General features: G+C 64.0%; 21 protein-coding genes. 13 read left to right on the forward strand and 8 right to left on the reverse strand.

Annotated features, from left to right (window positions below; all coding sequences use genetic code 11):
* Window positions 1-4 precede the first annotated feature (4 nt).
* From purS to J2R78_RS30770, 7 genes are all read left to right on the forward strand, one after another.
* A complete protein-coding gene (gene purS, locus J2R78_RS30740; protein ID WP_057018386.1) occupies window positions 5-247 on the forward strand; it encodes a phosphoribosylformylglycinamidine synthase subunit PurS in 243 nt (80 codons plus the stop codon).
* Window positions 248-258: 11 nt separating this feature from the next.
* Window positions 259-513, forward strand: a complete 255-nt coding sequence (locus J2R78_RS30745) for a hypothetical protein (protein ID WP_057018387.1) — start codon at window positions 259-261, stop codon at window positions 511-513.
* On the forward strand, window positions 510-1,211 hold the full coding sequence (purQ, locus tag J2R78_RS30750) for a phosphoribosylformylglycinamidine synthase subunit PurQ (RefSeq protein WP_057018388.1): 702 nt from the start codon (window positions 510-512) through the stop codon (window positions 1,209-1,211). The genes J2R78_RS30745 and purQ overlap by 4 nt, the downstream gene beginning before the upstream one ends.
* Before the next feature lie 63 nt (window positions 1,212-1,274).
* Window positions 1,275-2,237 (forward strand): tripartite tricarboxylate transporter substrate-binding protein, encoded by a 963-nt coding sequence (locus J2R78_RS30755; RefSeq protein WP_253609965.1) that lies wholly within the window; start codon window positions 1,275-1,277, stop codon window positions 2,235-2,237.
* A gap of 130 nt (window positions 2,238-2,367) precedes the next feature.
* On the forward strand, window positions 2,368-3,537 hold the full coding sequence (locus tag J2R78_RS30760) for an ABC transporter substrate-binding protein (protein ID WP_253607938.1): 1,170 nt from the start codon (window positions 2,368-2,370) through the stop codon (window positions 3,535-3,537).
* 30 nt (window positions 3,538-3,567) lie between these two features.
* Window positions 3,568-3,972: a hypothetical protein gene (locus tag J2R78_RS30765; RefSeq protein ID WP_253607939.1), complete on the forward strand. Its 405-nt coding sequence runs from the start codon at window positions 3,568-3,570 to the stop codon at window positions 3,970-3,972.
* A gap of 248 nt (window positions 3,973-4,220) precedes the next feature.
* Complete coding sequence (locus J2R78_RS30770) at window positions 4,221-4,808, forward strand: invasion associated locus B family protein (RefSeq protein WP_253607940.1); 588 nt, start codon at window positions 4,221-4,223, stop codon at window positions 4,806-4,808.
* Between the two features lie 52 nt (window positions 4,809-4,860).
* Here J2R78_RS30770 and J2R78_RS30775 read toward each other — a convergent pair whose 3' ends face one another.
* The gene (locus tag J2R78_RS30775; RefSeq protein WP_253607941.1) at window positions 4,861-5,838 is read right to left on the reverse strand and encodes a DMT family transporter; all 978 of its coding nucleotides are present in this window, start codon (window positions 5,836-5,838) and stop codon (window positions 4,861-4,863) included.
* Between the two features lie 235 nt (window positions 5,839-6,073).
* Between J2R78_RS30775 and pstS the strand changes: the two genes are divergently transcribed.
* A complete protein-coding gene (gene pstS, locus J2R78_RS30780) occupies window positions 6,074-7,135 on the forward strand; it encodes a phosphate ABC transporter substrate-binding protein PstS (protein ID WP_253607942.1) in 1,062 nt (353 codons plus the stop codon).
* Between the two features lie 14 nt (window positions 7,136-7,149).
* Here the strand turns inward: pstS and J2R78_RS30785 are convergent, their stop codons facing one another.
* The 3 genes from J2R78_RS30785 to J2R78_RS30795 form a co-directional block, all read right to left on the reverse strand.
* Window positions 7,150-8,160 carry a methyltransferase gene (locus J2R78_RS30785; protein ID WP_057018393.1) on the reverse strand — a complete coding sequence of 337 codons (1,011 nt, stop codon included), beginning with the start codon at window positions 8,158-8,160 and terminating at the stop codon, window positions 7,150-7,152.
* Between the two features lie 243 nt (window positions 8,161-8,403).
* Window positions 8,404-10,638: an alkaline phosphatase family protein gene (locus tag J2R78_RS30790; RefSeq protein WP_253607943.1), complete on the reverse strand. Its 2,235-nt coding sequence runs from the start codon at window positions 10,636-10,638 to the stop codon at window positions 8,404-8,406.
* 250 nt (window positions 10,639-10,888) lie between these two features.
* Complete coding sequence (locus J2R78_RS30795; protein ID WP_092088532.1) at window positions 10,889-11,368, reverse strand: PaaI family thioesterase; 480 nt, start codon at window positions 11,366-11,368, stop codon at window positions 10,889-10,891.
* A gap of 173 nt (window positions 11,369-11,541) precedes the next feature.
* Here J2R78_RS30795 and purL point away from each other — a divergent pair, with 173 nt between their 5' ends.
* Window positions 11,542-13,773: a phosphoribosylformylglycinamidine synthase subunit PurL gene (gene purL, locus J2R78_RS30800; protein ID WP_253607944.1), complete on the forward strand. Its 2,232-nt coding sequence runs from the start codon at window positions 11,542-11,544 to the stop codon at window positions 13,771-13,773.
* 97 nt (window positions 13,774-13,870) lie between these two features.
* Here purL and J2R78_RS30805 read toward each other — a convergent pair whose 3' ends face one another.
* Together J2R78_RS30805 and soxR are read right to left on the reverse strand one after the other, a co-directional pair.
* Entirely contained in the window at window positions 13,871-14,131 is a 261-nt protein-coding gene (locus J2R78_RS30805) for a GlsB/YeaQ/YmgE family stress response membrane protein (RefSeq protein ID WP_016843463.1), read from the reverse strand.
* 108 nt (window positions 14,132-14,239) lie between these two features.
* Window positions 14,240-14,716 (reverse strand): redox-sensitive transcriptional activator SoxR, encoded by a 477-nt coding sequence (gene soxR, locus J2R78_RS30810; RefSeq protein WP_057018397.1) that lies wholly within the window; start codon window positions 14,714-14,716, stop codon window positions 14,240-14,242.
* A gap of 131 nt (window positions 14,717-14,847) precedes the next feature.
* Here soxR and J2R78_RS30815 point away from each other — a divergent pair, with 131 nt between their 5' ends.
* The 3 genes from J2R78_RS30815 (at window position 14,848) to J2R78_RS30825 (ending at window position 20,501) form a co-directional block, all read left to right on the forward strand.
* Window positions 14,848-15,963: an efflux RND transporter periplasmic adaptor subunit gene (locus J2R78_RS30815; protein WP_253607945.1), complete on the forward strand. Its 1,116-nt coding sequence runs from the start codon at window positions 14,848-14,850 to the stop codon at window positions 15,961-15,963.
* A 33-nt stretch (window positions 15,964-15,996) separates the two neighbouring features.
* A complete protein-coding gene (locus J2R78_RS30820; RefSeq protein ID WP_253607946.1) occupies window positions 15,997-19,077 on the forward strand; it encodes an efflux RND transporter permease subunit in 3,081 nt (1,026 codons plus the stop codon).
* A 260-nt stretch (window positions 19,078-19,337) separates the two neighbouring features.
* On the forward strand, window positions 19,338-20,501 hold the full coding sequence (locus tag J2R78_RS30825) for an IS4 family transposase (protein ID WP_057015126.1): 1,164 nt from the start codon (window positions 19,338-19,340) through the stop codon (window positions 20,499-20,501).
* 73 nt (window positions 20,502-20,574) lie between these two features.
* On the opposite strand, the gene J2R78_RS30830 is transcribed toward J2R78_RS30825, so the two are convergent.
* The gene (locus tag J2R78_RS30830; protein ID WP_253607947.1) at window positions 20,575-21,759 is read right to left on the reverse strand and encodes an acyltransferase; all 1,185 of its coding nucleotides are present in this window, start codon (window positions 21,757-21,759) and stop codon (window positions 20,575-20,577) included.
* 187 nt (window positions 21,760-21,946) lie between these two features.
* On the opposite strand from J2R78_RS30830, the gene J2R78_RS30835 reads away from it, so the two are divergent.
* Window positions 21,947-22,120 (forward strand): DUF1328 domain-containing protein, encoded by a 174-nt coding sequence (locus J2R78_RS30835; RefSeq protein ID WP_024582607.1) that lies wholly within the window; start codon window positions 21,947-21,949, stop codon window positions 22,118-22,120.
* Window positions 22,121-22,243: 123 nt separating this feature from the next.
* On the opposite strand, the gene J2R78_RS30840 is transcribed toward J2R78_RS30835, so the two are convergent.
* Window positions 22,244-22,603 carry a DUF427 domain-containing protein gene (locus J2R78_RS30840; protein ID WP_057018401.1) on the reverse strand — a complete coding sequence of 120 codons (360 nt, stop codon included), beginning with the start codon at window positions 22,601-22,603 and terminating at the stop codon, window positions 22,244-22,246.
* Window positions 22,604-22,627 lie beyond the last annotated feature (24 nt).

A 22,627-nucleotide genomic window follows, 5' to 3' on the forward strand; every position in this document is an offset into this window, starting at 1 on the left:
GACCGTGAAGGCACGTGTGACTGTGACATTGAAGTCGGGCATCCTCGATCCGCAGGGCAAGGCGATCGAGGGTGCGCTGAAATCGCTCGGCGTCGACGGCGTCGCCAGCGTTCGCCAGGGCAAGGTGTTCGACATCGAGCTCGCCGCGACCGACAAGGCCAAGGCGGAAGCGGCGCTGAAGGCCGCCGCCGACAAGTTGTTGGCGAATACCGTGATCGAGAATTATGCCATCGAACTGAAGGCGTAAGGGGCGAGCAAATGGCCGACGTGACGATGGAGCTGATGTTCGAAGTGATGAAATCGGTCCAGGCGCGTTTGGCTCAGGTCGACGGCAAGATCGATGAGTTGAAGCAGGAAATGCAGGCATCGCGAACGTCTCAGAATGGTATCCGCCAGGAAATTACCGGCGTGTTCCAGGAGATTTCCGGTATTCACGCGACGCTGGTTCGCCACGAAGGGCGTCTTGACCGCATAGAGACACGTCTCGAATTGAACGAAGTACCAACTCCATGAAATCAGCCGTCCTCGTCTTCCCCGGCATCAACCGCGAGCGCGACATGGCGCGCGCGCTCAAGCTCGCATCCGGCAATGAGACCGCGATGGTCTGGCACGCCGAGACCGCGCTGCCCAAAGGCACGGACCTCGTGGTGGTGCCCGGCGGCTTCTCCTATGGCGATTACCTGCGCTGCGGCGCGATCGCAGCGCGCGCGCCGGTGATGGACGCGGTGCGCGACTTCGCCGCCAAGGGCGGGCTCGTGCTCGGCGTCTGCAATGGCTTCCAGATCCTCTGCGAGTCGGGGCTGCTACCGGGCGTGCTGATGCGCAATGCCGGGCTGAAGTTCATCTGCCGCGACGTGCATATGCGCGTCGAGCGTTCCGACACGCCGTTCACCCGCGGCTACAATGCCGGCCAGGTGATCCGCGTGCCGGTGGCTCACGGCGAAGGCAATTACGAGGCGGACGAAGAGACGCTGAAGCGGCTCGAAGGCGACGGGCGGGTGCTGTACCGCTACTGCTCGCCGGAGGGCGTGGTCGACGAGGCCTCCAATCTGAACGGCGCCGCGCATTCGATCGCCGGCATCGTCAATGAGCGCGGCAACGTGCTCGGCATGATGCCGCATCCCGAAAACCACGTCGAAGAGATCATGGGCTGCACCGACGGCCGCGGCCTGTTCGCAGGCCTGGTCCAGCAGTTCGAAAAGGCGGCGTAATCACCATAGCGTTTTCGAGCGAAGTGGGGACCGGTTCGCGTGAAGAAAACGCGTCAGAATAAAATGCTGCGGCGGTGGTGCGTTGCCGCGGCTGCGGCGCTTGTGCTTGCGACGTCGGCCTACGCCCAGGACTTCCCGAAGCGTCCGATCACGATGATCGTGCCGTTCACGGCCGGCGGCACCTCCGACGTGATCGCCCGCGCGGTCGCCGACCAGATGAGCGCTGCGCTCGGCCAGAGCATCATCATCGAGAATGTCGGCGGCGCCGGCGGCTCGACCGCGCTCGCCCGCGCCGCGCGCGCCGAGCCGGACGGCTACACCATCGCGATCGGCAATGCCGGCACCAACGCCGCGACCTACACGATCTATCCGAAGCTGCCGTTTATGCCTGACTCCTTCGCGCCGATCGCCGTGGTCGCCAAGACCTTCGGCATCGTCGCGCTGCGCAAGGATTTTCCGGCCAAGGACCTCAAGGAATTCATCGACTACGCCAGGAACAATCCGGGCAAGGTCAATCTCGGCCATGCCGGCGTGGGCTCCTCGAATTACCTGATCTGCAAGAGCTTTGTTCATGCCGCCGGCATCGACGTGCAGCTGGTCGGCTATCGCGGCGCAGCGCTTGCGCTGACGGACGCGATCGGCAGCCAGATCGACGGCGTCTGCGATGCCGCGGCCTCGGTGTCGCAGGCGATCGACGACAAGCTGGTGAAAGCGGTCGTCGTTGGCTCGACCGTGCGGCTGGCCTCGCTGCCGGAACTGCCGACCTCGGCCGAGGCCGGACTGCCCGAGTTCGAGGCGCAGGGCTGGAACGGCCTGTTCGCGCCGAAGGGCACACCGCCCGAGATCATCGCCAAGCTCAACGCCGCCGCGCGCACCGCGGTTGCGAGCGAGGCGGTGAAGAAGCGCTTCGCCGACCTGTCGACCGTCGCCCCCGACGCCAATGAGCTCGCGCCCGAGGCGCTGCAGCAGCTCGTGACCCGCGACGTCGCGAAATACCGCACGCTGCTGGCGGACGATAAGAAGTAGAGGGTCATCGTCGCTGCGTTGGCTCTGCCCTCGACGCGGTCGCCGAGGCGGCGAGCCTTGCGTCAGCCGCTCGCCAGACTGGCCTGAAATTTGCTGGTGATCTCCCGATCGATCAGGACGGGAGCGCATCATGCTCATTCGCAAGGCTCACTGCACGATTGCGTTCCTATGCGCGCTGCTGTGGTCGCATTGGGCGATGGCCGAGACCACGTTGCGCATCGCCATGACGGCGTCCGATATCCCGACGGCCACCGGGCTGCCGAATAACGGCTTCGAAGGCATGCGCTTTCTCGGTTATCCGATCTTTGAAGGTTTGGTGCTGTGGAATCTGAGCGGAACCGACCGCTTGGCGACTTTGCGTCCCGGACTCGCGGAGAAATGGGAACAGGACCCCGTCGACAACAAGACCTGGATTTTCCATCTGCGCCAGGACGTCAAATTCCACGATGGTACCGATTTCAATGTCGATGCCGTGATCTGGAATCTCGATCGCTACTTCAACAGCGAGAGCCCGCAATTTGAGCCGCCGAGTTCGGCGATGTCGCGGGCGCGGGTCCCGGTGATGGGCAGTTACCGGAAGATCGATGACGCAACGGTGGCGATCTCGACGACGAAGCCGGCATCCTATTTTCCCTATATGGCGGTCTATCTTCTGTTCACCTCGCCCGCCTCATTCGAAAAGGCCGGCCGCGACTGGGCCAAGGTCGCGACGTTGCCGGCTGCCGGCACCGGGCCGTTCCGCATCACCAGGATTGTGCCGCGGCAAGAGGCAGATCTGGCGCGTTGGGACAAGTATTGGGACACGAGCAAGACAGCGAAGGTCGACAATGTCGTGTTGCTGCCGATCCCCGAGGCCAATTCGCGGCTGGCCGCCTTGCGTGCCGGCCAGGTCGACTGGATCGAAGTGCCGCCGGCCGATGGCGTCGACTCGCTGAAATCCGCCGGCTTCACCATTACCACCGGCTCCTATCCGCATGTCTGGCCGTGGTTCTACAACATCGGCGCCGCCAACAGCCCGTTCAAGGACGTCAGGGTTCGCCAGGCCCTGAACTACTGCATCGATCGGGACGGGCTGGTGTCCCTGCTCAACGGGACCGCAGAGCCGTCGGTCGGCTGGCTCAAGGCCAGCGATCCCGATTTCGGCGCGCCGGTCAATCACTACAAGTTCGATCCGACCAAGGGCAAGGCGCTGCTTGCCGAGGCGGGTTACACGTCGGCGAAGCCATTGGCGTTCAAGGTGCTGATCTCGAATTCAGGCTCGGGGCAGATGCTGCCCCTGCCGATGAACGAATTCCTGTAGCAGAACCTGAAGGAAGCCTGCGGGGTCGATGTGGAATTCGACGTCATCGAGTGGCAGGTGCTTCTGACGGCGGCCCGGGCCACGCCCGACAGCCCAACTTTGCGCGGCGCCATGGCGCTCAATATCAGCTCGCCTTCGTCGGACGCCGGCGTGATGGCGCGCTATTTCCTGGCCGCCAATTTTTCACCGAACGGTTTCAATTTCGAGCAATGGAAGGACGACGAGTTCGAAGCCGCACTCAAGACGATTTCGGAAGCGACCGATCCGAAAGTGATCTCGGCGGCTTACCGCAAGGCGCATGAGCGCCTCGTCGACGATCCGCCCTGGCTCTATATTGTCCACGATCTGAACCCTCGCGCGATGAGTCCGAAGGTGAAGGGTTTTGTGTCGCCCCAATCGTGGTTCGTCGACCTCACGCTGGTCAGCGTGCAATAAGCCGGGATCCAGCATCGTCGCCCGCATGGCTGCGCCCGAGTGCGAGCGAAGCGGTGAAGAAGCGATTCGTCGACCTGTCGACGGTCGTACCCGACGCCAATGAACTCGCGCGCCGAGGTGCTGCAGCAACTCGTGACCCGCGACGTTGCGAAGGACGACAAGAAGTAGCATTTCTGCGGCGTGCAACGCCCTGATGCGGACACAGTCCGCGACGAGCCTGAGTTCAGGTCTGATCGGGGAAAGCGGCCATGCGCCGTGTGATCTTGCGTTGCTGCGCCGGCATGGCGCTTGCTTGGCTGGTTGCCGGCCCAGTAGCCGGCGAACAGGCTACGTTGACTTATCCCCCCTGGACGAAGTTCTGCATAGCCGACACCTGCATTGTCGGGCGAGAGGGGCGATCGAAGATAGAGAACATAGACTGCGGGGCAGTCGTGGCAGCCGCGCTGATCGCGCGCACCGGAGATTCCAGGAAGACGTTGCGCGTTTTCTTGCCGACCCGGGTGATAGTCGAACGTGGTGTTCGGATCATTATCGATCAGGGACAAGCGATTGAGCGGCCCTACGCGGGCTGCTTTGCCTACGGTTGCACGGCTGACTACGACGCCGGACCGGAAATGGTCGACCAGCTCAAGCAAGCGCATGCGCTCACTCTGGAAGCCTTCGATAAGGCCAATTCGCCGATCAGCTTGACCGTGCCGCTCGCCGGATTCGCTGATGCCTACGATGGACCCGCACAAGAGACGAAGGTCATCGAGGAGGTGCTTTCGGCGGAGGAAAAGCAGGCGAGATCGGAGCGTGCGAAGCGCGCCGAAGAGGAGTCGCAAAGCGCGCTGTGAAGCGAGATAGGCGACCGCAAATAGCGGGTCTGTCAGATTCGATGAGCAGCAGCTAAAGCCTGCGCAGCCACCGTTTGACTGCTTCGCCCGGCACCGTCATCGCGGCGACGCCGGCCATGACCAGCACGAGGCCGAGCGCGAGATTCGACGGCACGGATTCCCCGAGCAGGATCACCGACAGCGCGACGCCGATCGGAATGCGAAGATAACCTTGCGCATTCGTCGTCAGCGTGCCGAGCCGCGTCAGGCACATGTAGAACAGCATCAGGCCGAACGCGCTGGAGAAGATGCCCATCACGACGGTGGCGACCAGCGCCTGCGGCGTCGGGTGCAGGGTCCAGGGATGGTCGACGATCAGGGCGACCGGCAGCAGCACGGTGCCGCCGAACAACAGCGAGCCGGCCGCCACGACCATCGGATCATAGTCCGACAGCCGAAGCCCGAAGATCGTGGCGCAGGCGAACGAGACGGTGGCGAGCAGGATCGCGATCTCGGCGAAGATCTCCTTGCCGAAGCCTGAGAGTGCGTCGAGGCCGATGATCGCGACCGTGCCGGCGAGGCCGAGGATCGCGCCGACCAGCTTGAGCAGAGAGGCCGGCTCGTGTCGCGTGATCGCCCAGGTGATGAGGAAGGCGAAGATCGGCGTCGTCGAGGCCAGCACCACGGTGTTGGATGCCGGCACGTAAAGCTGCGCCCAGGTGATCACCAAAAACGGGATCGTGGAGTTGATGGTCTGCTGGAAGGCGAACAGCTTCCAGGCCTTGAGGTCGGTCGGGATGCGGATGCCGCGAATGCGCAGCACGATGAGCAGGAAGGCGGCGGCCACCAGCGAGCGCGCGGAAATGAAGGTCACCGGCGGGATCGAGCCGAGCCCGATCTTGGTCAATGGATAGGTAGAGCTCCAGCAGCAGGCGAGCGCCAGCAGCAGCGCATAGTCGCGCCAGCCGCGCGCGCCCGGCGCTGGCGTGGGCGAGGTGGGCACTTTCTCGGGAGCCGTCACGCCGCCCGTTTTCGCTGTGCTCTTCGGCACCTTGATTTGGCTCCCTTCGCGCATTGGCGCGCGAAGCAGCAATCTAGCGCGGCGGCGCGATGCAAGGCTAGGGTATTGAATTTACGCCGATATCCCGCTTGGAGGAATTGGCGGGCTGCGTCTGTGGGACTGAGGCTGGCGTCGTCCGGGTGCCAATCCGACGCCTCCGGCGTATGCTACCGTTTTGTGACTTGGCCCACACGGGCGTCTGGCTCGTCCTGCTAGGCTCAACAGCATGACGAAGCATTTCAAATTACCGATCATTTTCACTGCACTCGTCGTCGCAACGCAATGCTTTGCTGCGGAGACCAAGGGCGCGGGCTCAACCTTCGTGTCGCCTGTGATGGCGAAATGGATCGATGCCTACAAGGCCAAGACCGGCAACACGGTCAGCTATCAATCGGTGGGCTCGAGCATCGGCGTCGGCCTGATCAAGAAGGCCGCCGTCGATTTCGGGACGAGCGATATGCCGCTCGATCCGAAAGAGCTGGACAGGCTCGGCATGGTGCAATTCCCGATCGTGATCGGAGGCGTCGTGCCGGTGGTCAACATCGCGGGCGTCAAGCCCGGCCAGATCCAGTTCACCGGACAGCTGCTCGCCGACATCTATCTCGGCAAGGTCAAATCGTGGAACGATCCGGCCATCCAGGCGGTCAATCCCGATCTGAAGCTGCCGCGCACGGCGATCACCGTCGTGCATCGCCTCGATGGGTCGGGGACGACGTTCAATTGGTCGAACTATCTTGCGAAGGTCAGTGCGCAGTGGAAGGCAAGCGTCGGAGAGGGCTCGTCGGTCGAGTGGCCGGTAGGGCTCGGCGGCAAGGGTAATGATGGCGTCGCCTCGCTCGTCAGTTTGATTCCCGGGGCGATCGGCTATCTCGAATATGCCTACGCGCTGCAACGGCTTGACCGGATTTCCTTCGGTCTGGTGCAGAACAGTGCCGGCAATTTCGTCACTCCGGACGCCGCATCGTTCCAGGCTGCGGCGTCGAGTGCGGACTGGACGACGACGCAGGATTTTTACCAGGTCCTCACCAACGCTCCCGGCGAGGACGCATACCCGATCACGGCCACGACCTTCGTCCTGATGCACAAGCAGCCGAAATCGCCCGACGGGTCGGCAACCGCGATCGACTTCCTGCGCTGGTCATTGCAGAGCGGCAAGCCGCAGGCTCAATTGCTCAACTACGTTCCCCTGCCGGCCACGCTGGTCGAGCAGATCGAGCAGTATTGGCAGCATAATTTCGAGGCGCTTACGGCGTCGGCAGCGGCGTCCGGAAAGCGGACTGATCGGTAGACCACGCGGATACGCTACTTAAATCCGATCACCATCGAATCCGGGCCAACGAGCGGTTCGACCCGCGTTCGGGAAAATCCGACGTCGCGCATCCAAGCCTGACAGTCTTCGCCTGTGTAGTCAAACCCACCGGCGGTTTCGATCAGCATATTCAAGCTCATCAGAAGCCCGAAAGCGTTTTCGCGGCGATCGTCATCGATGATGGCGTCATAAACAATGATTGCGCCACCTTTCGGAAGCGCATCGAATGCCTTGCCGAGAAGCGCCCGTTTCTTGGCAAGGTCCCAATCATGAAGGATGTGACCCATGATGATGACGTCAACCTCCGGCAGCGGGTCCTCGAAGAAGTTTCCTCCCCGAAACCGCACCCGATCCTCCAGCCCGCGCTGAGCGATAAATTCCTCGAACACCGGCTTGACCGCGGGAAGGTCGAAGCCGATGCCGGTGAGGTGCGGATGGTCGTGTGCGAGCGTGGCAGGCACCATGCCCTGAGCCGAACCGAGATCCATGAAAGTCTTGTACTCGCTCCAAGGGAACTTGCCGGCAATAGCATGCGCCGCACCCGCGCTTATTGCGCTCATCGCGGTCAGAAATCCCCGCAACCGATCCGGATCGGCATACAATGCCGCAAATAAGTCTTCTCCTCCGCCCTTGCCCTCGTTCTGCAATTCGCCGCTGCGCAGGGCTTCCGTGAGCGATCCCCAAAAGCCATAGAGCCGGGCATTCGCCATCTCCAGAATGCCTCCGATGTAGGATGGCTTGGCGCGATCGAGATACAGGTCCGTGTCCGGGGTGTTGCTGTAGATGCCGTTCTCGCGCTCAAGCAATCTAAGCGCCACCAGCGAATCGAGGAAGTCGCGGGCCGATCGCTGATGCAACGCAAGCGTCCTTTGCAGCGTCGGCAGGTCAGCGGGGCCATCGGCCAACGTACTGAACACGCCCAGTTCGACGGCGCTCAAGAGCGTTTTGGACGCCCAAAAGCCCAGACCAATCTGCATAATATGTTCCGGTGTTGCCGCGCTCATGACTTGATCCCAATTGGTTGTCACTGCTGGTGCAGCCGGGTGAACATGTCGTCCCTGGTTCGGGCCTGCCGGGAGGGTGGCAGGGGTTCACCACGGCGTCATTTCAAATAACGGCGAATAAATTTGATTTTGACACTTCCGTTCGGTGAACGCCAGTGGCGCAGGATTGGCGAGAACGAATCAGCGATGGACGCCGCTCCGGCGTCCATCGCGTGAGCTGTGCCTGAAATGCCGGACCATGCTCTAGCGCAGGACCTGGCCCAGCACCTCGCCGTCGACCTGCTGCGGTGCCGAACTGAGGATCCGCATGATGGTCGGCGCCACGTCGATATTGCGCATGTGCCGCACCACGGTGTCCTTGCGGATCTGCGGGCCCGCGGCGATGAACGTCGCGCTCATCACCGGAAGCTCGGGGTCGTGACCGTGGGCGCCATAGAAGTTCGGCATCGACAGCATGGTGGTTGCCGCGTTGAACGGCGCGTCGCCCTGGCGCGCGACGCCGGGGTTCTGGATGCCGTCGAAATTGTAGCCGGGCGCCATCAGCGCGAATACGTCGCCATAGTCCTGGCCGATGGTCTTGCTGATGCATTGTCCGGTTCCGGCGTCGCATTGCAGCGGCCGGGTCTCGACGACGGTGAAGATGCGCTGGTCCTTGAGTGAGTAGTTGAAGCGGGCATTGGGGTCGACCGCGTTCTTCACCGCGTCAGTGATCTGCGCCACCAGGGTGCGGTAGGTCGCCAGATCAACGGTGCCGCCGAGCTCGCGGTTCTGCAGGTTGATGTAGATGTCGGCGGCGGGGCCGGAGGTGCGGATCCCGACCTTGCTGGTGTCGATCCCGGCGTTGCGCAGGATGTTGGTGAGATTGACCGAGGTGTGGAACGGCGCGAAGCCGTGGTCCGACACCACGATCACGTTGCTGTCGCGGCCCGCCGCATCGGCGATCTGCTTCACCGCCTTGTCGGCCGTCTGGTAGGCGAAACGGATGTAGGACGCGTAGCGCTTGACCTTGGCAGCATCCTGGTTGGCGCCGATCGAATTCGGATCGGTCGGGTTGGTGCCCTGGCGGGGATCGGTCAGCAGGAACTGGTGCTCGGAGCCGTCGGGCTGCTCGATATAGACCATAACGAGGTCGGCGTCCGGATGGGTCTTGATCGCGCGCTCGCCGATATTGGCCTGGTAGCGCACGAAGGTCTTCACCATGTCCTCGAACATCGTCTCGATCTCGACGTCGGAGAAGCTGGTGAAGCCGGGGCTCAGGCGCTCCGGAATGCGGAAGTCGGCCTGCGGACGCCAGAACCCGATGTTGTTGTTGATGTCGTCGACGTCGGCGAGCACAGGCGTATTGCGCGGGATGTAATTGGCGCCGTAGCGGGCGAAGCGCACCACCGAGAGATCGGGAGACAGCGCAGAGACGAAGTACGCGGCACCAACCTTCGCCCCGCTGCCTTCAAAGAAGAACGGTGCGTTCTCGCCGCCGAACTTGACATAGGCCGGTCCGGTCGACGGCGCGTGGAACGGTCCTGCGGTGATGCCGCGGTTGGCGTCGAAGAACACCAGCGTGTCGTAGTTCACCTTGCGATCGTTGGTGGTGTCGATCGCGGCGACGCGGATCGAATATTTGACATCGAGCGTCGAGGCATTGGTGCAGGTCGCGGTTGCCGCGGCCGAGCAGGAGAACGTCTCGATCGGTGCCGAGGTCACCAGCACCGGGCTGAACGAGAAATGGCCGGCAGCCTGCAGCGCCGTCACGATGCTCGGGTCGGCCGTGAAGTCGCCTCGCGACAGCGAGAAGCCCTGGGCCCCGATGCCGCCGAACGCGCCGAACGGGACCGTGAAGTCGGTGATGCGGGTCGGCTGGGCCGGCTGCACCACGGTCTTGTTGATGGAGATGTCGGCGCCGTCGCCGCCGGGCCAGGTCGCCGTGACAACCTTCTTGCCCTGCTGGCGCAGCTGCACCCACAACGGCACCGCGGTCGGGTGCGGCGACGGCCCGAGCGGATTCTCGCTGTAGCCGCCGATCGGCGCCGCAAAGCCGCTGATGCTGCCGGAGATCGGCCCGACGATCGGCTCGAACGTGTTCGAGGGGATGTCGTTGTGGACCGCCGTCGAACCGGTCGCGATCGCGATATGCGACACCGCGGTGAGCGACGGTGACGCCGTCACGTTCTGCAACGCCACTGCGCCGCGTCGGCTGAGCCGGGCGAGGCCGCCGTCGCGCGGCAGTACGCCTTCCTCGATGAATTTCTGGATGAAATCGGGCTTGGCACCGTCAAGCGAGATCATCACCACGCGCGGCTTGCGGCCGTGATGACCGCCGTCATGATCCTGGTCTTGATCCTGATCATGACCGCGAGCATCGCCAACGCCGCGATCACCATTATCGCCGTCTTGACCGGCGCGCACCGGAGTTGCAGTCCACACCAGCGATGCGACAAGCGACATCGCCGTCGTAACGGAAACGAACGTCTTCAATTTCATGAGAATGCCCCAACTTCGCTGCGCGAACGCACAAACGGAAACCGTTCAGCAATCTTCGGGGGCTTGCCTGACGCGCATGTGACGCGCGCGCGACGACGCAACGACAGTGCGTCGATGCGTCACAACCGCAGTTCGTATTGCCTCACGCGAAGAACGCGCGTGAACACAACGCGCTAGAGCTGTGCTGTCGATTCAATCCGTGGCGATGTAACGGCTGGATGACGGCGTGCGTCCACAGACGTCACACGCTTTACGCCGTTGCCTGCGCCGGCGTCCTGCGCTTCACCCGCTTGATGGTGCCGGAGAAGGTGAACAGCGGCCGCTCCGCCGATGTCAGCATGCCCCGCACGAAGATCAGCGACATGCCGGCGCGGGTGACCTCGCCGGTGCACTCGATCAGGTCGCCCTCGCGGGCGGCGTCGAGGAATTCCGAGGCGAACGACACCGTGACGCCGGGGCCCTGCAGCACCGAGCCGGCGAGCGCGAACAGGCAGTAATCCGCGAAGGTCATGAAGCAGCCGCCGTGGACGTTGCCGGAGCCGTTGAGATGCTTCTTGCCGACCCGGAACGCGCAGGTGATGCGGCCGTTCTCGTCCATGCGGTGGTAAAACGGGCCGGTATGGGTCTCGAAATTGTCCCGGGTCCAGGTTCGCCAGCCGGCGAATTCGCCCTCGGTTTCGACGTGCAGGTCGGGGCGGCGGTTGAATGCAGTTTTGGCGAGCTCGTTCACGAAATATGGCCTTCAATTATCGGGTTCGGGTCCTTAAATCCGATCCATCCCCATTGTGCAAATCCCGGGAGCAGATCCCGGGCCGCGGTCAGCTGCCGCAAAGCTCTGGACAGGCCGGAAATGGGCCCTAAAAGGCCTTTTCGCCCCCGTTCTATCTACCTATTAAGGGTCCCATGAACGCGCCCAAGAACGACCCCAAGAACGAGCCCCAAATCACCCCCGAACTCGTCGCCGCCCACGGGCTGAAGCCGGACGAGTACGAGCGCATCCTGAAGCTGATCGGGCGGGTTCCGACCTTCACAGAACTCGGCATCTTCTCGGCGATGTGGAACGAGCATTGCTCGTACAAGTCGTCGCGCATCCATCTGCGCGGGCTGCCGACCAAGGCCCCCTGGGTGATCCAGGGCCCCGGCGAGAATGCCGGCGTGATCGACATCGGCGACGGGCAGGCCGTGGTCTTCAAGATGGAGAGCCACAATCACCCGAGCTACATCGAGCCCTACCAGGGCGCGACCACCGGCGTCGGTGGCATCCTGCGCGACGTCTTCACCATGGGCGCGCGGCCGATCGCCTGCCTGAACGCGCTGAGTTTCGGTGCGCCCGAGCATCCCAAGACCCGGCATCTGGTGTCCGGCGTGGTCGCGGGCGTCGGCGGCTACGGCAATTCCTTCGGTGTGCCGACGGTCGGCGGCCAGGTGCGTTTCCACACCCGCTATGACGGCAACATCCTGGTCAATGCGATGGCGGTCGGCCTCGCCGACGCCGACAAGATCTTCTACGCGGCGGCCTCCGGCGTGAACATGCCGATCGTCTATCTCGGCTCCAAGACCGGCCGCGATGGCATTCATGGCGCCTCGATGGCCTCGGCCGAATTCGACGACGCCTCCGAGGAGAAGCGCCCGACCGTGCAGGTCGGCGATCCCTTCGCCGAGAAGCTCTTGCTGGAAGCCTGCCTCGAGATCATGGAAAAGGGTTGCGTGATCGCGATCCAGGACATGGGCGCGGCGGGCCTGACCTGCTCGGCGGTCGAGATGGGCGCCAAGGGCGATCTCGGCGTCGAGCTCGACCTCAGCGCGGTGCCGACCCGCGAGACCGGCATGAGCGCCTACGAGATGATGCTCTCGGAAAGCCAGGAGCGCATGCTCATGGTGCTCAAGCCCGAGAAGGAGAAAGAGGCCGAGGCGATCTTCCGCAAATGGGGGCTCGATTTTGCCATCGTCGGCTACACCACGCCGACCAAGCGGTTCGTCGTCAAGCATGCTGGCGACGTGATGGCCGATCTGCCGATCAAGGAGCTCGGCGACGAGGCGCCGGTCTACGACCGTCCGCATGTCGCCTCGAATGCGCTGCCGGTGATCCGCGGGCAGGACGTCAAGCCGCCGCTCGGCATCGCGGACGCGCTGGAAAAGCTGATCGGCACGCCCGAGCTGTGCTCGAAGCGCTGGGTGTGGGAGCAGTACGACCACGTCATCCTCGGCAATACCATGCAGCGTCCCGGCGGCGATGCCGCGGTGGTTCGCGTCGAGGACGGACCGAAGGGCCTTGCGCTCACCGTCGACGTCACGCCGCGCTATTGCGAGGCCGATCCGTTCGAGGGCGGCAAGCAGGCGGTCGCGGAAGCCTGGCGCAACATCACCGCGGTCGGCGGCCGGCCGCTCGCGATCACCGACAATCTCAACTTCGGCAATCCGGAACGGCCCGAGATCATGGGCCAGTTCGTCGGCTGCCTGAAGGGCATTTCGGAGGCCTGCCGCGCGCTGGACTTCCCGGTCGTGTCCGGCAACGTCTCGCTCTACAACGAGACCAACGGCCGCGGCATCCTGCCGACGCCCTCGATCGGCGGCGTCGGCCTGCTCGACGACTTCACCAAGTCCGCGACCCTGGCGTTCAAGGCGGCCGGCGAGGCGATCCTTCTGGTTGGCGACACGCAGGGCTGGCTCGGCCAGTCGGTCTATCTGCGCGACGTCTGCGGCCGCGAGGAGGGCGCTCCGCCGCCGGTCGATCTCGCCGCCGAGAAGCGCAATGGCGACGTGGTGCGCGGCATGATCCATGCCGGCACCGCGACCGCGGTGCACGACGTCTCCGACGGCGGTCTTTTGATCGCGCTCGCCGAGATGGCGATCGCCAGCGGCATCGGCGCGCAGCTCATGGCGGCGCCATCCTCGATCGTGCCGCATGCCTACTGGTACGGCGAGGATCAGGCCCGCTACATCGTCACCGTGCCGGCCGCCGACGCAGGCCTCGTGCTGGCCAAGATGAAGGGCGCCGGCGTGCCCTGCGCGCGCATCGGCACCACCGGCGGCGACGCGATTGCGGTGGCTGGGGAGTCGCCGATTGCGGTCGAAAGCCTGTCGCGCGCCTTCGAGCACTGGCTGCCGAACTACATGCACGGCACTGCCGCCTGATCCGGCTGGATCAGGCGCCGCGAGCAACGATTCAATGGCGCGATGAACCCATCATCGCGCCATTTCTATTCCGAACGTGATCCCTTCGGATCATGCCTTATGTCGCGCCGCGGACCGCGCGCCAAGCAAAGATGATGATGCAGGCGCCGATGAAGCCGGCGACGAGATAGCTGAGCCAGCCTCCGCCGAGCGATACGCCGAGCAGACCCAACAGCCAGTTCGCCAGCGCGGCGCCGACAATGCCGAGGATGATATTCATGAAGATGCCGGTTCCGGATTTCATGAACATCTCGGCGAGCCAGCCCGCCAGTCCGCCGACGATGATGGCGGCGATCCATCCAACTTGAGGGTCGTTCATCTCAGGACTCCCTAGGGTCAAGCAGTCCGGCCAGCATACCTGAGAATCACCTGGCGGGATGTGACCAAAGGCAGGTTGTGCGCAACTTGTCCGCCGCGAAAAATGCCGTCAGCCCCGCCGTTTGCGCCGTGCCCGGCGTTCGGCTGCGGTGATCAGGATGCGCGGGCCCGGCCCCTGGGCGCCGAGCTTGTCGTCGCAGTTGCGCAGCGGGCAATCGGTCACCGACAGGCAGCCGCAACCGATGCAGTTGAACAGCTTGTCGCGGAGATCGGTGAGATCGTTGATGCGCTGCTCGAGCGTCTCGGTCCAGGCCCGCATCGCGCGCTCCCATTCGCGCACGGTCGGCGCGCGATCGAGCGGGATCGCGGCGAAGGTCTGCCTGATCTCTTCCAGCGGGATCCCGGCGCGCTGCGCGATCCTGATCACCGCGATCCGCCGCAGCACCCCGCGCATGTAGCGGCGCTGGTTGCCGCCGGTGCGGCGGCTCGCGATCAGTCCCTTGCTCTCGTAGAAGTGAAGGGTGGAGACGGCAAGTCCGCTGCGCCGCGCCACCTCGCCGACTGAAAGCTCCTGCGCAAGCGTCATTGCAAATCCTGGATTAGAAGTCCTGCAAGCTGTCAGCCTTGACCTCAACCATACTTGAGGTTCTATATCAGTTGCGGGCTTGCAGGGGCAAGCTTCCGGCCGACACGCCGGGGTTCGTTCTTGGAAGCAATATGCCGTCCGCATCATTTTCGTCGCGCCGCTGGCTCGGGCTTCGTGCCAGGCCGTTCGGCATCACCGTTCTGTTGCTCGCCTGTGCCGCGGCCGGCTTGTTTGCCTGGCGCGCAGGCGGATCCAGCGCCTCGGCCAAGCCCACCGCGGAAGCCCCGCCGACGCCGGTCGCGGCGATGGTGGTGCGGACCGAAACCTTGCCGCGCTCGATCGAGGCGATCGGTTCGCTGCAGGCGGTGCGTCAGGTGATTCTGGCGCCCGAGGTTGCCGGCCGCGTCACCGCGATCAATTTCGATGCCGGCATCGATGTCGCCGAGGGCGCGCCGCTGGTGCAGCTCTATGACGCGCCGCTGCGCTCCGCGCGTGCGGTTGCGGTCTCCAAGGGACGTTTCGCGCAATTGCAGGAGAAGCGTTCGCAGGGCCTCGCTCCGTCCGGCTTCGTGACCCAGGAGACGCTGCAGCAGCGGCAGGAGGATCTGAAGCAGGCCGACGCCTCGCTCGATCAGCTCGATGCGCAGATCGCGCAGATGACGATCCGCGCGCCGTTCGCGGGCCAGATCGGACTGCGCAAGGTCAATCTCGGCCAATACGTCAATGCCGGCGATGCGCTCGCGACGCTGACCGCGCTCGACCAGCTCTATGCCAATTTCACCGTTCCGCAGCAGCGCCTGTCAAATCTGAAGGTCGGAGGCGCGGTGACGATCCGTACCGATGCTTTCCCCGATCGGGTGTTCGAGGCCAAGATCAACGCCATCGAACCGCAGGTCGCCGAGGACACCCGCAATGTCCTCGTGCAAGCCCTGTTTCCTAATCCCGACCGGCTGCTGCGGCCGGGCCTCTTCGTGATGGTGAACGTCGTGCTGCCGCCGCAGGCCGACGCCATCGTGGTGCCGGTGACCGCGATCCAGACCAGCGCATCCGGCGAGAGCGTGCTTGTGGTGCGCGACAACAAGGCGGTCGGCGTCGCTGTCAAGACCGGGCAACGGATCGGCGAGCGTGTCGTGGTGGAGCAGGGGCTTGCGCCCGGCGATCACATCGTCACCGCGGGCCAGCTCCGCGTCATGCCCGGCGCGGCCGTCCAGACGACCATGGCGGAGACGCCGGAGAAGGGGCGCTGACCCGCGAGCGGTAGGCGACCAAAGGCAAGCATCATGCATTTCACCGACATCTTCATCCGCCGGCCGATTCTGGCGACGGTCGTCAGCCTGCTGATCCTGTTGATCGGCACCGCAGCGATGGTCTCGCTGCCGGTGCGGCAATATCCCAACATGGAGAGCGCGACGATCCAGGTCGACGTCTCGTTCCCCGGTGCGACCCAGGACGTGATGCAGGGCTTCGTCACGTCCGTCATCGCGCAGTCGATCGCGACCGCCAACGGCATCGAGTACATGACCTCGAACTCGACGCTTGGCCTCAGCCAGATCAAGGCCAAGCTGGTGCTCAACGCCAATGCCGACCGCGCCATGACCGAGGTGCTCGCCAAGGTGCAGCAGGTCAAGTACCGGATGCCGACCGGCGTGTTCGACCCTGTCATCACCAAGATCACCGACGGCGCCTCGGCGGTGCAGTACATCGCCTTCACCAGCGACACGCTGACGCCGGCGCAGATCACCGACTTCGCGACCCGCGTGGCGCAGCCGCTGCTCACCTCGGTGCCCGGCGTGGCGTCGGCCGACACCTCGGGCGGATCGTCGCTGGCGATGCGGGTGTGGATCGATCCGTTCAAGCTCGCGGCACGCGGGCTGACCGCGGCCGATATCTCCGCCGCGCTGCGGTCCAACAACGTGCAGGCGGCGCCGGGGCGGCAGCGCGGCGAGATGACCGTCACCAACATCACCGCGGCGACCGATCTGCGCAATCTGGACGATTTCCGCAAGATGGTGATCAAGACCGGCGCCGGCGGCGGAGGCCTGGTGCGGCTCGGCGACGTCGCCACCCTCGAGATCGGCGGCGAGAACTACGATTCCAACGCACGCGACAGCGGCAGGCCCACCGTCTACATCGCGGTGCAGCCGACCCCCGACGGCAACCCGCTGGAGATTGTCGCCGCCACCGCCAAGGTGATCGAGGACCTCAACCGCGTGGCACCGCCCGGATTGAAGGTCGCCGACGTCTTCAACATCGTGCACTTCGTCAAGGCCTCGATATCGGAGGTACAGCATTCGCTGGCCGAGGCGATCGCGATCGTGGTGGTGGTGATCCTGCTGTTCCTGGGCTCGTTCCGCTCGGTGCTGATCCCTGTCGTCACCGTGCCGCTGTCGCTGGTCGGCACCGCCGCGATGATGCTGGCGCTCGGCTTCTCGATCAATCTGCTGACCCTGCTCGCGATGGTGCTGGCGATCGGGCTCGTGGTCGACGACGCCATCGTGGTGGTGGAGAACATCCATCGTCACATCGAGGAAGGGCGGAGCCCCGGCGACGCCGCCTTGATTGGCGCGCGCGAGATCATCGGTCCCGTGATCGCGATGACGATCACGCTCGCCGCGGTCTATGCGCCGATCGGCCTGATGGGTGGCCTGACCGGCAGCCTGTTCCGCGAGTTCGCCTTCACGCTGGCGGGCTCGGTGGTGGTCTCGGGCGTCATCGCCCTGACCTTGTCGCCGATGATGAGCGCGCAGCTGCTCGGCGAAGCCACCTCGCACGGCCGATTTGCCCGTTTTGTCGAGCATCAGTTCTCAAGGCTGTCGCGTGGCTATGGCCGGCTGCTGGCCGCGACGCTTAAGATGCGCGCAGCGGTGCTGCTGGTGGCATTCGGCGTGCTGGCGGCGATCGTGGTGCTGTTCCTCGGCAGCCAGCGCGAGCTCGCGCCCTCCGAGGACCAGGGCTATGTGTTCACCGTGCTCCGCGCGCCGCAATATGCCAGCGTCGACTACACCACGCGCTCCTCCGACCAGATCGAGCAGCTGTTTCGCTCGTTTCCCGAATACCACGCGAGTTGGTTCATCAACGGTACCGATGGGCAGAACCATGCCTTTGGCGGCATCACCCTGACCGATTGGGACAAGCGCAAGCGCTCGGCCAACGACATCCAGAACCAGCTCTACGGCATGTCCTACGGCGTGCTCGGCGCCAGCGTGACGCCGTTCCAGCCGGCGGCGCTGCCGGCGGCGACCGGCGGCCTGCCGTTCCAGATGGTGGTGCGCTCGGCCGGCGATTTCGCCACGATCTATCAGGAGGTCGAGACGCTGAAGGGCGCCGCATGGAAGAGCGGGCTGTTCGCCTTCGTCGACAGCGATCTTGCCTTCCACAGCCCGACCGCGCGAATCACCATCGATCACGCCAAGGCGGCAGAGGCCGGGGTCAGCATGCAGACCATCGCCGACACTCTCGCGGTGCTGGTCGGCGAAAACTATGTCAACCGCTTCAATTTCTTTGAACGCTCCTACGAGGTGATCCCGCAGGTGCGCCAGGCCGACCGGGTCACGCCCGAAGGGCTCGGAAACTTCAACGTCCGTTCGAGCTCGGGGCAGATGTTTCCGCTGTCGACGGTGATCAAGGTCAACGTCAAGCCGGAGCCGAACCGGCTGCCGCAGTTCAATCAGATGAACGCGGCGACGATCTCGGCGGTGCTGAGGCCCGGCGTCACCATGGGGCAGGCGGTGTCGTTCATGCAGGCGCAGAAGCTGTCGCCGGGGATGACCGTCGACTGGCTGTCGGACAGCCGGCAATATGTCCAGGAGGGCAACCGTCTCATCGTCACCTTCGGCATGGCGCTGATCGTGATCTTCCTGGTGCTGGCGGCGCAGTTCGAAAGTTTTCGCGATCCGCTGGTGATCATGGTCACGGTGCCGCTGGCGGTCTGCGGCGCACTGCTGCCGCTGTATTTCGGCTTCACCACGCTGAACATCTACACCCAGATCGGCCTCGTCACCCTGATCGGGCTGATCTCCAAGCACGGCATCCTGATGGTGAGCTTTGCCAACGAGATCCAGCACCACGAAGGGCTCGACCGGGTCGCCGCGATCCAGAAGGCGGCCGCGGTGCGGATGCGGCCGGTGCTGATGACGACCGCCGCGATGGTCGCAGGGCTCGCGCCGCTGCTCTATGCCGATGGCGCCGGTGCGGCGAGCCGCTTCGCGATCGGCATCGTCGTGGTGATGGGCATGCTGATCGGCACGCTGTTCACGCTGTTCGTGCTGCCGACCTTCTACATCCTGATCGCCCGCGACCATCGCGCCGCGGCCGCCCCGCGGCTGGAAAGCGTGGCGGCGAGGGGCGAGATCGCGGCGTAGAGCAGCATGGACCTTGGTTCAGTCGGTCCGCCGCCGAGCTGGCTGTAACCTCTCCCGCTTGCGGGGGAGGTCGGATCGCATCGAATGCGATCCGGGTGGGGGCTCTCTCCACAGTGCGACTCGTGGAGAGAGCCCCCGCCCTAGCCCTCCCCCGCAAGCGGCAGGGGTGTCCGGGGGATGATTCACTGTGTCGCGGTGCATGCTCGGCAGGACCGAGGCAAATCGGTCTTTTCTGGTTGTCGAGACACAGAGGGCCGAGCATGCGATATCGCGGTAGCATTTTTGGAAGGCTGCTTGAACCGATCAATCGACGGCAGTTTCAGACGGTTGTGGATCGTCTGGACGGGGATGCCTACGACAAGTCGTTCAGGAGCTGGGATCATCTGGTGGCGCTGATCTATGCCCAGCTTAGCGGCAACAGCAGTCTGCGCGGGGTGGTGACTGGCTTCAACGCCAATTCGCAGCATCACTATCACTTGGGAACCGGCAAGCTGTCGCGCTCGACGTTGTCCGATGCCAATGCCCGCCGTCCGATCGGCATTTTCGCGCAAACCTTTGCGGCGCTGTCGGCGATGGCGCGTCGCCAGCTGCGGAGTGAAGGCATGGAGATGGTGCGTCTGATCGACGCCAGTCCGATCCCGCTCGGCAAGGTCTGCAGTTGGGCGACGTGGAACGGCCGCATCCGCGGCATGAAGCTGCATGTCGTCTACGACCCAAGGAGCGATGTCCCGACCTGCGTCGAGATGACGGCCGCGAACGTCAATGACATCGAGATCGGCCGACAGACCCCAATCCAGCCCGCCACCACCTATGTGTTTGACAAGGGCTATTGCCGTTTCGACTGGTGGCAGAAGATCAATGATAGCAAGGCTTTCTTCGTTACCCGGGCGAAGACGAGCATCCGTCTTCGCTCGCTCAGGCATCGCGCCATCCGCAAGCGTAACGGGGATGGCTTCGAAATCCTTGCCGATGACGAGGTGAAGCTCACCAGCAAGGGCGATTCGCGCCTTCCAATCCCGCTCCGCCGCATCAAGATCAGACGCGAGAAAGGCGGCAAGATCACACTCCTGACCAACGACCTTGCCCGTAGCGCCGTCGAGATCGCCGCCCTCTACAAGAGCCGATGGCAAATCGAGCTGCTGTTCCGCTGGATCAAGCAGCATCTCGATATTCGCAAGTTCCTCGGCGCCAACGACAACGCGATCCGCCTTCAGGTGCTCGCTGCGATGATTGCCTACCTGCTGCTGCGCATCGCCGCTCACACCAACTGCATCAAAATGCTCCCGCTCAGGTTCGCCGAACTCGTCGGCCAGCTCCTGCTCACGCGTCGATCCCTCGCTGCCATCGACAAACCTCCGCCCATCAACCCCAGCCGTCGGAAATCAACCATCTCACCTGACCAGATGGAGCTCCGCTATGCCTGAATTTCCCCGGACACCCCTGCGCTTGCGGGAGAGGGGACACGGTCCCGATGTTACGAATACTTGGTGCTGCGAACTAAAGCACGTATTTCGAGCCGGGAATCTTGCGCAACACGGCCGTGACCGCCCAGCTCAGCGCCACGGTGGCGAAGAACGCGATCGCGGCCTTGGCGAAGGCAGGCAGATCCATATCGAACAGCCAGTATTGCAGCCACAGCACTATCGGATAGTGCACCAGGAACATGCCGTAGGCGTCGCCCTGCATACGGTCGAGCAGCGTCGGGCCCGACGATTTCGATTGCAGGAAGTAGGCCAGGATCGCGAACAGGATCGAGGCGCTGAACAGCACATAGAAGGTACCGTAGATCCCGAGATACCAGCCGGGCAGCGGATCGGGATTACCGATGATCATGCGCTTGATGTAGATCATCACCCACATCAAACAGTACGGGATCAGCGTGATGCCGGTCCAGAACCAGCGGCGCTCGGTCAGCCGTCCGTGCGCGCTGAGCACGCCGCCCTCGAGGTTCGCCGCCCCGATTCCCGCGCCGATGAAGAAATAGGACGCATACAGCAGCACGCGACTCGCCTGCACCGAAAACGGTCCGAACTCGAACCAGTAGTTCTGGCCGTAATGGACCAGCATCGGCAGGTAGGCGGCGACACTGACGATGACGAGGAACAGCCAGAACTTCGAGGGACGTTGAAATCCCTTGATCGACAGACGGTTGATCGGATCGAGCAGACGCGGCGACACCCGGTACAGCATGCTCGCCGTCAGGTCGAAGGCCATCAGGACATAGACGAACCAGATCGGGCCGCTTGGCCACGGCCCGACCGTCATGGTTTTCCACCAGAATTCGGAGAAGCTCAGCCCCGGCGTCGCGCGCAGCGCGATCGCGTAATAGGCGATCGGAATGATCGTGACAGCGCAGATCACGAACGGCAGGCCGAGCCGCAGCAGCCGGTCGCGCAGGAAGATCAGCCATGGCTTGTTGCCGAGCCCCGGCCAGACGAACAGCCCCGACAGGAAAAAGAACATCGCCATGAAGAAGCTGTCGGTGGCGAGCACCACGCAGTCGAAGCCGATCCACGATGTCGGGTCGGTGTGCCCGAAATAGGTGTAGGGGATCACCGCGTGGTGCAGCAGCACGACCAGGGTCAGGAAGGTGCGCGCGCGGTCCAGCGCGACATTGCGCTTGTGGAGCTTCGGTGCTGCCTGGATGTCGACGGCCGGAGCCGCGTGAGCAATCGATTTCATGGTGCCACCAGCCGGGTCTGCACCCTGATGTTGCAGTCGGGAACCTGATTCAGCAAGGCCCAATCGGCCGGACGGGGGAGTATCGAGGTCGGTCATCTCGGCGAAGCTGTTTCGTCTTTGGAACTGCGGTCGGGTGCGGGCGTTCTCGTCCGACCTGGCGGACACGCGCGGTGATGAGGAGCGGGTAATGACAATTCTGAAATGGGCGCTGATCTTCCTTGTCGTATCGATCATCGCGGGTTTGCTTGGCTTCACCGGCATTTCCGCCGCCTCCGCCGACATCGCGCGCTTTCTGTTCTATGTGTTCGTCGTGATCTTCCTGGTGCTCCTGATCCTCGGGCTCACGATATTCAGGGTATAGCCGGGATCGGGGCCAAGCGCTCCCGACGTCATGCCCGGGCCTCGCCCGGGCATTGCCGTTCTGCAGGCTGGGTCAGCGCGCGACCAAAGGCCGGGCGAGGCCCGGCGCTTGCGGCAGGCGACCCTAGGCGACTTCCTCGATCTTCACCTTGTCCGGATAGAAGGCGAGGTGGCCGGCGATCTCGGTCATCGCCGGGAAGGGCTCCTCATAGGTCCAGATCGCGTTGTCCAGCGTCTTGCCGTTGGCCTTGATGCTGAAGTAGTTCGCGTCCCCCTTGTACGGGCAATGCGTGGTCCGCTCGGTGCGGGTCAACAGCTCCATGTTGGCGTCCTGCCGGGGGACGTATTGCACGGCCGGATAGCTCGCTTCCTTCAAGGTCAGCGCATGGGTGGTCTCGGCGATCACGACGCCGTCGGCGATGACGCGGACGCGCTTGGCATTGGGCGTGATCGTGATGGGATGATCGGGGCCGGGGAGCTTCATGATTCTGCGCCTCTTCTGGTCATT

The sequence above is a fragment of the Bradyrhizobium sp. USDA 4538 genome, assembly GCF_024171045.1.
GTDB lineage: Bacteria > Pseudomonadota > Alphaproteobacteria > Rhizobiales > Xanthobacteraceae > Bradyrhizobium > Bradyrhizobium australafricanum.